Genomic DNA, 13,471 nt, shown 5'->3' with positions numbered 1-13,471 from the left:
CCTAGTGTCAATTATTTTGTTAAAGCATTAAATTGTTTGCAGCACTTTATTCATCTGTTCGGCCCATGATAAGTCCAAAATACTATTGCGAATACAGGCTGGGTCAAATTTTTCCTTCTTTAAAAATTCCAGTATTTTAGTGATATCAATAGCGGATTCATCAGGACTCGCTTTAAGTACATAAGGTTGACCGTCAAAATCAGCGTCAGATTCCGAATAGATAAAGGGAATTCCACGCGCGGCATATTCTCTATTTTTTAAGGTTTTTATGACCTGTATACCACTGCGATGACGGCCTAAACTACCGATTGCAAAGTCGGCCAGATTAAACATGGCATCCAATTCTTCTCCCCAAAGCGGACCGTGTAAGACGACATTTTGCTGAAGATTGAATTGTGCTATCGGTTCCAAAATAGACGACCGTTCACGTTCGCCGCTGAATTGCCCCACCAAGTGAAAGATAATTTGACAATCAGCGTGACTTTGTTTATAGATACCAAGTCCGCGAACCAGTCGATCAAATCCGTGCCAATAATGTATTTCAGCAACACCCAGCAAATGGATCGTTTGTTTTTCTGCTCCTTCCTGCGGTTTACGAACTGGAATGGCACTGAAGTCTATCCCATTGGAGATCGCTATCGCTCGCTGCCCAAAAATTGTTCGGGCATCAGAAAAAGTGACAAAAGCATCCAATTGTTTTGCTAGCTTTTTACGATAAAGACGATCGACCGCTAATTCGAGGCGCATGCGCAAGGTGACATACTCCTGATCATAGGGATAAGTCGGAATCTCCATTAACACTTTTGCGTCCGAAAGCCGCATCATCTTCACCATGTTTAATGTGAAAGGATTGGCATTATGGTCAGACCGGATATAAATCAGTTGGAACTTATTTTTCTGTACGTATTCTGAAATCGCCCGATAGTCTATCCGTTTACGTATTTTGGCTATTGGACCTCTACCGAAATCCACAAGAATCTCGTTTCCAACCTTCCATACGCGCGAACCGTCAGCCTCTACACTGTAATAACTTAGTATAACATCCACACCGATAGCTTTCAAGCCATTAATTTGACCCCATATTTTTTTACTTATACCATTATGTTCGCTAAAACCATGGAATACTAAAAAAAGTACCTTATACGATTTATCTTTCACCGGGACCTTCACGTTCGACTGTTTTTAAATACTTTTGATGCTGGACTGGAAAATACGAAAAGAATATGAATACAAGAAAAAATGATCAAAATGCGTTGAATAAAATGCTTAATAAGCTGTTTTAATCCTGCTAAAGTGGTGACTTGCGTAAAAATGCCAACAACAGATTGCGATACCCTCCGAACCAAATCATTAAGATCACAGAAAAAAGATAAATAGCGGTTTTGAGCATTAATCGAAAAACTAAATTATCGGACAAATGGTACCCTACAACTAAATGAAAAATGAGCCCAAGTACGAGTGCAAAAAAGATGGGTCGCCATAGGCTATTGAAAAAGCCAACCATACTCCGTCTGAATACCACGCGATACATTAGCCAGTAGGCCTGTACAAAATTGACACTAAATGTAACCAATAAACACATGGCTACTGCGTCAATACTTTTAGCATAAAATACACCAAATAGTATTCCCGCAACATTCAATACGGCCGAAAACAAACCGCAAATAAAAAGACTTTTGGTATCTCCCGCTGTTTGGAAAATGGAGCCAGATGACGAGAGGACCAATTGGATCCCCACTGTTAGACTCAATATTTTAAAAGAAGGGATAGCTAATCCCCACTGCGGTCCAAAAAATAATAAAATAAGTTCTTCAGCTGAATAAAACAAGAAAACGGATAATGGGAATCCGATCAGCGACAATAGGCTGGTTAATTTTAGATTTGCTTCATAAAGATAGCCATTATCCTTTCCCTTCTGACTTAATATCGGATGGATTACCGGTGTAATTACCTGCGTAATATTCTGAAGTGGCAGGGACATTAATCGATAAGATTTATCATAGAACCCCAGCGGTACCATGCCCAGGTATTTACCAATTAATAGGGTATCCGAATTTCTGCTGAAATAGTTGATAATATTAAATAAAAACTGAAAAATAGAATAAGAAAATAAAGGCCGAAGAGGTTGAAATGGAAAACGTAGGCTAAATTTTAATGGATACTTTAAATATGAAATAATAAAAATAAATAGTGATGAGAATATCGGATTTAAAATAAGCGCGTAAACCCCCATTCCTTTAAAGGCAGCAATTATAGATAGACCGCCGCCGATAATTTGAACACTCAAACTTCGTAAAGCGATCGATTTAAATAACCTATCGCGAAAAAATAAGGCATTAGGAACTACGGTAATTCCCGAGAAAAATAGACTTAGCGCCAGTAATTGGCAGATTGGTTTCAATTGAGGCTGGGCATACCATGTTTCGATAATTTCAGCAGACAAAAAGAATAGTACTGACAAAGTGATAGCAATATATACAGACAGCGAAAATAAATAACCTAATGCCTTTATATCCAGCTCTTTGTGCTGTATAACTGCTGGAGACAGTCCGAAATCAGCTATTAAATTTAGGAAAGCAATCGCCACCGTAGCTATGGCTACTACGCCAAACTGATCTGGTGCGAGCAATCGTGCTAAAACCGCGGTAACGACCAGCGAAATCACCAAATTCGCATATTTGGCCAATGCCGTAAAAAATACCCCAGAAACGATTTCCTTTTTTATGTTATCCATTCAAAAAGCCTTTCTTAAACAGTAGAACTCCCATAGTTTTAAATGAAACATATCTTCGCCAATGCTTCAAAACCAAGAAAAATACTTTCCAACGGTCAGCGATCGATAACGCATGTGCTTTCCATACCACTGCGTCCAACATACGATGCAGATACAACTCAATAATTTGTCTGCTATCCGAATGCTTTCGTCCATACTCCCTCAAACGCAGGGCAACTGTGAAGTAACATGTTATATTAAAAAGTTTTAATCGGCTTGTCATAATGGAATCTGGCCTGACACGCCGCTGAAAAAATTGCTCTGGTATATAAGCAACGCGAGCTGCCGCTAGATACAATAAGACTGTAAATAACTCATCCTCATGCACTATACCGGGTTCAAATCCAAATCCGTTACGATCAAGTATGTCTTTACGAATTAAATACATACAAGCTGAAGAGAAAAAGTCGTCTGCCTTCAGTTGCTGTTGTAATGCGTCCGGTCCATTAAAGACAGTATAAGCCGGCATTTTTTGTCGGGAATAATTAAAATCCTTTAGTATTGAGCTATCCGAATTATCCGCAAAAACCATAGCATCAAAATAAACAAAATCGAGGTCGTTCTTTTCACAATAATCCAAACACATGGATAGTGCATCTGCACGCAGCAGGTCATCGCTATCCATAAAATAAATATACTGGCCGTTCGCTAGAGAAAGGCCTCTATTTCTGGCTGCAGATAGGCCTTGATTTTCCTGGGAAAATAATTTGACACGGTTATCCCATGAACCCCATTTTTCCAGTATGGAGAGACTTTGATCGGTCGAACCGTCGTTGATTAGTATAAGTTCAAAATCAGCATATTCCTGATGAATAATGCTCTGTATAGCCTGGTCAACATACATAGCTGTATTATAAACAGGCATTATAATGCTAATCAACGGTCTTTCATTCATGGTTTGATCCAGGCATTAAGATTAAAATCGTACTTCTTCACAATTTTGGCTGGGTTTCCAACGACAACACTATATGGCGGAACATCTTTTGTAACCACAGAGCCCGCACCTATTACAGCATGTTCACCTATGGTAATACCTGCTAGAATAACCACATTTCCACCGATCCAGACATCGTCAGCAATCGTCACTGGAGCGGTGCTGACTCCTTGATCTGCAATAGCTTTGGTCACATCTTCATACCCGTGGTTTAATCCTGAAATAAGTACATTCTGACCGATATTCACTTTATTCCCAATCGTCACTGGCCCAATGATCGTATTCGAAATTCCTATTCGGCTATTGTTACCGATAAATAAATCGCCGACAGCGTTATTCAATACAGCAAATGACTCGACGACGGATCGGGGTCCTATAGCACACTTACGGAAAGGAACCAGATCACGGCGTACACTACGATAAATTACTGAGCCAGCCCCCCGTTTAACATAAAAAAACTGCAGCATACGAACATACCAGCGCGGCCGTGTACGCACAGGACTCATGATAAACCAGTGCAGTAAGCGCTTAAATTTAGGATGATTATGAATGTACGCTTTCATATATTGCTAATGTATGTTTTCCTGTATGTTCCCAACTGAAAGCTTCGCTTCGCGCCAAACCTTTACTAACAAGCGAGCTATATAACTGTGGTTCATCTTCCAATTTCAACATGCCTGCTGCAATGGATTCTATATCCATCGGGTCTGTATATACCACATTATCCTCTGCTACCTCAGGAATAGCAGATGTATTGGAAGTAACTACAGGTGTGCCACAAGCCATAGCTTCAAGCAAGGGAAGTCCAAAACTTTCCCGGACAGAAGGATACAAAAAAGCAAAAGCATCATTGTAAACCTCAACCAATTTGTCATGAGCTATATATTCTTCGACTGCAATAAAATCTTTTATCGCCAACAGATCGAGTTCTTTTAATAGTTTTTCCAAATATGCATGATCTAAATCGGCAAGGAGCAACCTTTTCTTGTGGGTACTTCTCTCCAAATAAAAAGCATAAGCCATCAAGGTATTCCTCAGGTTTTTTTTGGGATCGGTATTACCTAAAAGAAGCCAAAAAGCCCCCTTCTCGAGCTTTAAAAATGTGCTTTCTGAAGGTATATCCATCGATTTAAATCTTGAACTTACACCATTATAGACCGTGATAATTTTTTTATGTAAATGTGGAAAGGCCACTTCAATATTTCTTTTTTCAAAGTTAGAGACAGTGATCACGGTATGAACCTTTTTCAATACACGCGGCACGACCCAACGCCTATAGATACGTCCCAAATTTTGGTACATGGACGAATTGCTACCAATCTTTTTCTCCATAAAGATGATATCGTGCAACGTAAGTACCAGTGGAATCGATAACCCCAATGGGGCAGTATTGGAGGTACAGTGCAGGATATCCGCATTACTGGTTTTAATAAGTTTAGGTAAGAGAAGTTGCTCCCAAATAAAATAATTGGAGCTTTCCAAAACTTTAATCTCAAAATTTGCTGAACCTTCCAAACAGCGGTCCTCTCCCGGTCCGACAGCAATAATATACCGGTTAAAGGTATCCAACTTTTGAAGCGCACGGATTACTTCCAAAGCCACAAAATCCATTCCGTGTTTATTAAGGCGAAAGATTCTTTGTGCCTCAATGATTATAGTCTTCTTTTTTTTCGCCATGCGGTGTATGCACAAAAGTATTACGTCCCGATTTGATTCCCATAAAGCTACGTAAGATTGCCATAAAAATAAATGGTAATTTTAAAAAGCAGAGCAGAGTCCTGCGCGTATAAAATTTATTTGGTATAGCCAAAGCAAGTGACATGATAAACAAGCCATAGAGTATAAGCCATTTATAGGCCAATGCTGGCGCCACCAAATAGACGATACAGCCCAAAATAGGAACCATTCCGAGCAAAATTATCCGGGGTGGAATCGACCATTGGATCAGTTTGTCGAGCATAGGCCAGTTGCGGGTACGAATTATTGTTTGAAATCGCTTTAAAGTATTCAAAAAAGTGTCAATTTGAGCAGCAATCCATCTTTTTCGCTGATTGGACAGATCGCGACGGTTCTGTACTTTCTCATCTAGTACATACACATCCTCCAGATAAACCGTGAAAATCTTATCCAAGAGCAAATAATACTCCAGCTCTTTATCCTCTCCCATGGAGCTTATTTTAGCCATCGTATTTTTAAACCACTTAATTTCAAACAACATGCCCGAGCCCGTCAATGCGGCAGGTAATCCCAAGTTCACATGCCCCTGCCTAAAAATTGAATTATTTATTTCCTCACTGATCCCATCGAGGTATGCAGTATCGGTATTGCTGTTTTTTGCAATGCGATGTGTTTGGATGGCAACCGCGCCAGATGCAAAGCAATCGTTGACAAGTGCTAGATAATTTGGAGAAACTAAATTATCAGCATCCAATATAACCACGCCATCAAAATCTCCTTCTTTGATAACGTTCATTGCCAGATTTAGAGCCGCGGCTTTGGATCTTTTTTCATACGTAGGAATAAGTATTCGAACGCCTAAATTTTCAAGTTCCCGGTTTGTCTCTCTCGTCATACTATCAGAAACAACGACAATTTCAAAAAGCTCTTTTGGATAGTCTTGTTCTAAAAAAGAGCGTATGCTATCAACAATTACTGCATCCTCCTTATATGCTGGAAATAGGATAAGAAATCGATGTTGAATATCCGATCGTTCAAAGACTAATTTCTTGGGAATGCGAAAGCCGACTGCAAATACAAAGAAATACATGATCCAGACCAGGAAAGGAATAAAAATTAATGTTTCAATAATAAACAAAACCGTTCCCATCAGCTCAAATTCTTTTTAGAAAATAATTTAATCCCAGACCATGTACCTGAACATACTGCACCAACATGCCTCCACTTACCCCAAAAAACAAATTTAATTAATCTTATGCTATTCGCTATCCAAATAAGATAAAAAACAGCCAAAATCCGGTTTATTCCAGACCTATTTCGATAAGCAAACAACAAGCGGTTACGTGTGAGATAAAATGTTTTTAATGGAGAATCCTGACCTGTCGAAGCACTTTCTTTATGAAAGATATGAGCACCTGCAAAATATACTAACTTATATTTTTTATTAATCCGACAGCTCCAATCCAGCTCCTCGTAATACAGAAAGAATAGCTCCGACATTACACCAATTTCTCTGATAATTCTGTTGGGTACCACCATAGCTGCACCATGTAAATATGGAATCTCAGCACAGTTATTATATTGTCCTCTGTCCTGTTCCCGATAACCGATCTGCTTATTTCGAAGGGTAATTGATGTAAGCGGTGTGCAGCCCGCAAATTGGATCATTCCGTTTGGGTGATAATACATTATTTTAGGTGAAATTCCACCTACTCGTGAATCGAGCGCAAACACTTCCAACATAGCCAAAATCTCGTTATCGGCGTCGTTTGGAAGAAGCGTATCATTATTTAAGAAATAAATAAATTCGCCAGTAGCTATTTCCAGCCCCAAGTTATTTCCACCTGCAAATCCAAGGTTCATTCTATTATAATAGCCTTTGATATCAGGAAATAGATGTTTCATCAGACTATATTCATCTTTTAACGAACCATTATCGATGACAATAACCTCATATGCAAAAGATAGTCTCGCATTCCGAATACTTTCCAATAAGGAAATGGTATCAGCCAATCCGTTATAATTGACCGTTATGAACGATATTTTATAGGGTTTCGCTTCCATCGCTCAGTTTTTTGTCCAAATAAGGCGAAAGCATGATAACCCCCATTAGAATGTATACGGTCTGCCCGGTAGGCATTTGATGGAGTACTTCATTCGCATACCCCGCGACCATAATTCCTGCAAGTCCGGCTGTAGAAGCCATTGCAATAGATTTGACCCGCCTATCTTTTAGTCGAAATAGCACGTAGTATGTGCCATATCCCAATATCGTGAGGCATAAAATAATATAGCATATAAGACCGAAAATTCCCGTTTCTACCCATATAAAAACGAAGGAAGAATCTGTTGCGATACCATGTATTGCATCTCCTTCATTCGCATGTTTAGACCCGCCCAATCCTATACCAAAAGGATGGTCGCCCATAAAGGTTCGCATTTTTTTCTGATTCTCCAAGCGAACATTAAAAGAAGCATCCTTTGAAAAAGAGAAAGCCGTCCGCATACGACGAATATCGGAACTGCTATTGCCAATGGTCGTTAAATTAAAGAAAGCAAAAGCCATTATTAATAAAGAAAGACCAAAGATTACCCACTTCCACTCCTTTACAAGGATAATGAAGAAAGCAAAGCCTGCAAAAGGAACGGCAATGGCGGCCCTTGTCCCGGATATCATTAGCCCGTAAGCCGCAAAAGCGACAACAACAATATAAAGAAAACGTCTTTTTGCCTGCTTCTCATAAATAGCTAAGATCGTAAAAACAACCACAGCCAAACCCATATGGCAGCCAAAGTTTGCTGCATCACTGAAAAATGAAAAGTAACGGATCCCACTATAAATAACATGCGTATGAGCGCCGAATGTATATAGCCAAGCAGTCTCGAATCGGTCTAAACCGATATACTTTTGGCCTATCGCCTTTAAAGCTCCCAACAGAACAAGTATACCCCAAACTTTAAAAAATAAGCGCAATTTGGGAATGTTATCCAGACTAATAAAAACCAATAATTGAAATAAGACAATATGCATTCCAATGCTACGGACTGTCGTGATCCAGTTCGCAAAACTGGACATTGGATTTATAATCTCCAGCATGCAATAAAGCATCCAAAGGATGGAGATCAGGAGAAAAGAATTAAAGTAAACCTTGCCTAAAGGATTTCCCCGAATAAAATGTAAAGCTAGCGAGAGAAAATTAAATAAGATCAAAAGATCGAGTATGACGCCTACCGGGAGCGGAAATGTGATATAGCGTCCAAAACCCATCACCAGGTAGGATACACTATACAATAAAAAGAAACAACTTATTGGCGAAGACAGCAGGACAATAATAACCAATAGAAATACGGGCAACATATAGAACACCAAAGCCGATGACACACCTGCAAAAATAAAAATGCAAGTTCCTGCCAATCCCCCGAGTATGAGGAAAAGCAGGAGCAAATGCCGACTGGTTATCATCGATTTTGTATGATCATACTGCATCATAGCCCACTATTTTCCCAGCGATGTCAGACCAAAATTACCCAATTGATATTCCAGGCGTCTCAAAAAGGTAAACGGAGGCAACATTCCTGTAAACTCTTCCACAACATATTTTTCAGCATTCATTAAACAGATAACAATTGGTTTACCGGCCGAACGTTGCAATAGATCTGCAAACATCAACTCATCTTCTGTTTTCCATACCGAGTCAGCCCTTAATACCAATAACGTTGCCATCCCCCGCTCTAAAAATAGAGAAGGAATAGGGCGTAATGCCATAGAGCCATGCTTGACTAATGAAATATCATAATTACCGAGTTTTTCAGCCCAGGCACCATCCACTAAATATTCCCTCGATTCTGCACTAAAATCAGTTCCTTCTTTATAGGCCAGTACATTAATACCCAATCCCTGCCAGTAGGCTGTTAATATGTCTGTCAGTGAGCCTAAATCTAGTGTAGAAGAAAACTTGACGATATTGATAAAATTTATAGGATTCGAGTTATTGTAAAAACCATATAATCTATTGGCCAAAACATGTATTGCTCTTTCTTCGATTTTAGTCTGTTTGGCACCGGTTTTACCAAGTTTGGGCAATGCCGCAATTACTTTTCCCTTTGTAATCCGTTCGGTTCGCGTTTTATCCCTTAGCGTACGGTCAAAAAGTTCAATAATAAGCAATATTCCGAGTATAAATGCAATTGTTCCAAAGAAGACAGCAAATACGATCAGTTTTCTACTATGCGGAAGAGCGTTTAGCGGAAAGCTTGCCGGGTTGATCACTTTTAGCGTAGCTGAATTCATCTCCAGACTCTTCAATCGTAAGCGGGCCGCATTTAGACTAGACAAGATAGACAGATAAGATTGTTCTGTAAAAGATATGCCGCGTTCCTTACGCTTTAACACCGAGCCGATAGGTGAATATTGTGTGTATTTGTGATCCAGTTCCTGTTTAAAATCACGGGCGACATTAAGTTCTGCCTCCGAACGCTTAAAACGTAACAGTTCTTCTACCCATTGCTTTACATAATTTGCATTTGGATAGCCATTTTTGGTATATTTTTCCGCTGTATATTGATCCATAAATGAACGGAATCCCTTTTCCTTTTGATCCAGCTCATGCGACAGTACGTCGAGATCTGCTCCGCCCTGCTTTTGCTTTAGGGAATCCACGCTCAACGTTTTGATTTTTGAAATATTATAGTTGATATCTGCAATTTGGTTCATGCGTGCCAAAAACTCTGTATTATTTTTAATCGCACGCATATTGGCATCCATTCCCGACTCCAGTTGTTTTATAGCTGCTTGCGCACTGTTATACACAAATAGCACATCCTGGTGCCTTAGTTCATACTCTTTATCCAATAACGCAATCGCCTCTGTCTGTTTGTCATAATTAATCACCCGGTTTTCAACGTTATACATAGTCAGGGAATCTTCCTGTCCGCGAAGTTCTCGACCTATACGTTCAAGCTCAGCCTCAAAATACCGGATGACGTTGTTGGTACTACCAAATTGCAAATTGGTATATTCGATCGCGAAAACTTTACTCAAAATATCCAATGTCTGAAAAGCAACACCTGGATCGTTTGCCTGATAGTTGATCTGTAAAATATCGCTATTGTCTACCCTATTGATTTTAATGTTTTCGCGGAGAGCATTATAGCTGAAATAAGGGTGGTTCCAGTTAAAAAGACCGTAGACAAAATTATTACGATCCGCTTTCTCATATTTTTCCAGATTTTTTACCGTATTCTCTTCCGAATGCTTATCAATCAACTTTTGTACATCTTTCGGTGTAATTGCCACAAGCTCCTTGTAATGTTTTGCGGTAATATATACATTATCTTTCGTGGGATCACCGTGAATCATAAGACGTGCATAAAGCTGCATGGAAAGCCTTTTGATCGTTTCTTTCGAGTTGATGGTATTGATAATATTCTGAATCGAATTGTTTAATACGTTCCAGTCTTGCGAAGCATTGGATTCGCCCGGATCACTTCCATAACTTGAAATAACACCTGTATAGATCGTAATATCGGTTTTATATTGCCGGTCCATTTGACGTGTCAGATAGATCGCCAACAAAGCAAAACCTAGCGGCAAAATCAATAGCCACCACTTAATTCTGAAAATGGCCCGAAAGATATAATGGAAAATATTCATGATGCTATTGGCTTATAATTTTTGTCTTACTCAGGATCTCTAAGGTAAGGATTTCATTGGTAATAATAGATTCGTTGGTTTTCAGAATTTCATAAGCCTCTGTCTCCAACTTCTTTGCTGTATTAAGATCGCTAATATTTGCATTGCCCGACTTAAACTCATTTTCAGTCATTTTGTAATTCGCTAAGGCGATATTGTAATCTTCTATTTTTTTCTTGAGTGTAGAAAGAGCTGTTTTTACTTTCGTATAGGAGTTGACGATACGGATCCGTTGCTCATCGAGCCACTTGTCCAATTCCAGCTGTGTAAACCGTTGTTCCATCTTCTGACGTTTGATTTTATTGCCTCGATCGAAAAGATCATCCAAAGGAATATTCACTCCGGCAGTTCCATAGTAGGAACTTTGGGTTACGCCGGAAGATTGATAGAAAAGAGGAGTATATTCATTCGTGAACGCAGAATTGATCGCGATATTGCCATACTGCCAAGATCCACCAACCCTGAAATATTTTAACCAGCTTCTCTTTTCGGTTATCAACTGATTAGCCTGAGCCTCCATTTTTGCCTCATACATTTCCACTCCGGGACTTTGTTTGGCATTTTGATAGAGGGTTTCCAAGGGCGGCAATTTCAGCTTTGTAAAATCAACCATATCCGTTGGATCCATTACAGATTGTGCTTTTAGCAATAGACCTACTGTTACTAAATATAAAAGCAAAAAAGCCCTTTTAAGCAATAAGTTCATCGAAATAAATATTTATGTTATTAAACATCCGCCTTTTGGATGAATGCGGAAAACGTTTTATATAATATCTTCAAATCCATCCAGACCGAATAATGCTGTGCATAGTCAATATCCAGTTTTATTCTTTCCTGATCGGACATACTTCCATTATCGCCCCGTTTTTCTACCTGCCAAAGGCCGGTTATACCTGCCGGTGCCATAAACCGCTCGACGCTGTCGTCTGTCGTCAGCATCTCGGCCTCATAAAGTGGTAACGGTCTATTTCCTACAATAGACATATCGCCTTTGAGCACATTAAACAACTGGGGCAGTTCGTCAATGCTATATTTTCGGAGAATACGCCCCACCTTGGTCACACGTGGATCTTTCTCAAGTTTAAAGAAAGCTGCTTTTTTTTGCCTTCCGCCGCTTTCAGAACTTTTTACAACACTTTCATCATCAATAAGCACATCACGTAGCTCATCTGTTGTAAAAAGTTGTGCATCGGTATCGCTTATCATAGCGGTCATAGCACGATGATTAACACTTAATGCTGCATCTGCATACTGGTTAAGCGCCATATACTCTTTTAAACGCTTGTCAGCATCCGGGTACATCGATCTGAATTTATAAAAATCAAACATATAATAGCCAGATCCTATCCGTTTCGACTTATACACTGCCGAACCTTTACTTTCCAATTTGATGGCAATATAAACAATTGCCAGTATGGGGGAAAGTAAGAGGATTAAAATCGAAGAAACTGCAATATCAAACAATCTTTTTCCCAGCGGAATTCCTATTTGAGGAAAAGATGTGTTTGCTGTTTCAAATTTTTCAGTCTGCGTTGTCGCCTCAAAATATAGCCTGATGTATTTTCTAATCGATTCAAAAACATCCGCATGCGCACGCGGACTAATGGTATTTGTGATACCAGTCTCAAAATAAGATTGTTTCTCAAAACGCGAAAGATCATTCCCAATCAAGATCAGTAATGTATCTTTTCCATGTTGGACAAGCTTTTTCAACTGTGATAAATCTTTACTTAGGCTTTTGCTTTTCTCGTAGAATACCACAGAAAAAAACTGTCCTTCTTGTTCTTGGAAATACATATCCATGGCTTCGAAAGAATCAAAAAACTTCAAGTCAACACCCAAGATGTCTTGGACTTGTTGATGAAAATAATCAAAAGTTTCGAGATTATCACCAAAGTATATATAATCGCTATATTGAGGCATTATTTTAATGCTTTTTTAATCCGTAGTTTTAATTCAAGGGGATTAAATGGTTTTAAGATAAAATCATCTGCGCCAGCTTCGAGTAAACTTATACGTGTATTGGAATTATCCTCACCAGACAAAAAGATAACCGGAATATTCTTTAGAAACTCGTTTTGCTTAATCATAATGAGCAAATCGTATCCATTCATCTCTGGCATGGTGTAATCCGATAAAATTAAATCAACGCTATTACCTTCCTTCAGCCAATTATAGGCGTCCATCGCATTGCTAAAGAAACGAAAGTCATAATCTGCACTTAAATAAAGTGTAATCAACTGGCCAATTGCTGGTTTGTCATCAATTATTAGAATCTTTTTTTTCATCACGTCTTTAGAATATAATGGTTTAGGCGTATGGATTGCGTTATTTAAGCGATCTCCATGTACCAAAGCACTCCTTTCTGTTGGACTCCTTTGGTACATGGAGATGT

Annotated in this window: 12 protein-coding genes; all 12 read right to left on the bottom strand. The window is 39.1% G+C overall.

What is annotated here, in order from left to right; translation table 11 throughout:
- Positions 1–27: 27 nt before the first annotated feature.
- Entirely contained in the window at positions 28–1,170 is a 1,143-nt protein-coding gene (locus BV902_RS02700; protein WP_216640427.1) for a hypothetical protein, read from the bottom strand.
- A gap of 118 nt (positions 1,171–1,288) precedes the next feature.
- Positions 1,289–2,734, bottom strand: a complete 1,446-nt coding sequence (locus BV902_RS02695; protein WP_075990673.1) for a lipopolysaccharide biosynthesis protein — start codon at positions 2,732–2,734, stop codon at positions 1,289–1,291.
- Positions 2,727–3,668: a glycosyltransferase gene (locus BV902_RS02690; protein WP_075990672.1), complete on the bottom strand. Its 942-nt coding sequence runs from the start codon at positions 3,666–3,668 to the stop codon at positions 2,727–2,729. Before BV902_RS02690 ends, BV902_RS02695 begins: the two co-directional genes overlap by 8 nt.
- On the bottom strand, positions 3,665–4,270 hold the full coding sequence (locus BV902_RS28505) for an acyltransferase (RefSeq protein WP_075990671.1): 606 nt from the start codon (positions 4,268–4,270) through the stop codon (positions 3,665–3,667). Before BV902_RS28505 ends, BV902_RS02690 begins: the two co-directional genes overlap by 4 nt.
- Entirely contained in the window at positions 4,251–5,318 is a 1,068-nt protein-coding gene (locus BV902_RS02680) for a glycosyltransferase family 4 protein (protein ID WP_216640426.1), read from the bottom strand. Before BV902_RS02680 ends, BV902_RS28505 begins: the two co-directional genes overlap by 20 nt.
- Positions 5,319–5,352: 34 nt before the next feature.
- Positions 5,353–6,534: a glycosyltransferase gene (locus BV902_RS02675; protein ID WP_075990669.1), complete on the bottom strand. Its 1,182-nt coding sequence runs from the start codon at positions 6,532–6,534 to the stop codon at positions 5,353–5,355.
- Complete coding sequence (locus BV902_RS02670; RefSeq protein WP_075990668.1) at positions 6,534–7,448, bottom strand: glycosyltransferase family 2 protein; 915 nt, start codon at positions 7,446–7,448, stop codon at positions 6,534–6,536. Before BV902_RS02670 ends, BV902_RS02675 begins: the two co-directional genes overlap by 1 nt.
- The gene (locus tag BV902_RS02665) at positions 7,429–8,874 is read right to left on the bottom strand and encodes an O-antigen ligase family protein (RefSeq protein ID WP_075990667.1); all 1,446 of its coding nucleotides are present in this window, start codon (positions 8,872–8,874) and stop codon (positions 7,429–7,431) included. Before BV902_RS02665 ends, BV902_RS02670 begins: the two co-directional genes overlap by 20 nt.
- A 6-nt stretch (positions 8,875–8,880) precedes the next feature.
- Positions 8,881–11,037: a hypothetical protein gene (locus tag BV902_RS02660; RefSeq protein WP_075990666.1), complete on the bottom strand. Its 2,157-nt coding sequence runs from the start codon at positions 11,035–11,037 to the stop codon at positions 8,881–8,883.
- A gap of 4 nt (positions 11,038–11,041) precedes the next feature.
- Positions 11,042–11,755, bottom strand: coding sequence for a TolC family protein (locus tag BV902_RS02655; RefSeq protein ID WP_172840633.1), 714 nt, complete (start codon positions 11,753–11,755; stop codon positions 11,042–11,044).
- Positions 11,756–11,802: 47 nt separating this feature from the next.
- Positions 11,803–12,999, bottom strand: coding sequence for a sugar transferase (locus tag BV902_RS02650; RefSeq protein WP_075990664.1), 1,197 nt, complete (start codon positions 12,997–12,999; stop codon positions 11,803–11,805).
- The gene (locus BV902_RS02645) at positions 12,999–13,463 is read right to left on the bottom strand and encodes a response regulator (RefSeq protein ID WP_237241919.1); all 465 of its coding nucleotides are present in this window, start codon (positions 13,461–13,463) and stop codon (positions 12,999–13,001) included. Before BV902_RS02645 ends, BV902_RS02650 begins: the two co-directional genes overlap by 1 nt.
- Positions 13,464–13,471: the final 8 nt, after the last annotated feature.

It is taken from the genome of Sphingobacterium sp. B29 (genome assembly GCF_001952815.1).
Lineage (GTDB): Bacteria > Bacteroidota > Bacteroidia > Sphingobacteriales > Sphingobacteriaceae > Sphingobacterium > Sphingobacterium siyangense.
The sequence above is the reverse complement of the archived record's forward strand: the minus strand, read 5'-3'. Positions and strand labels throughout refer to the sequence as shown.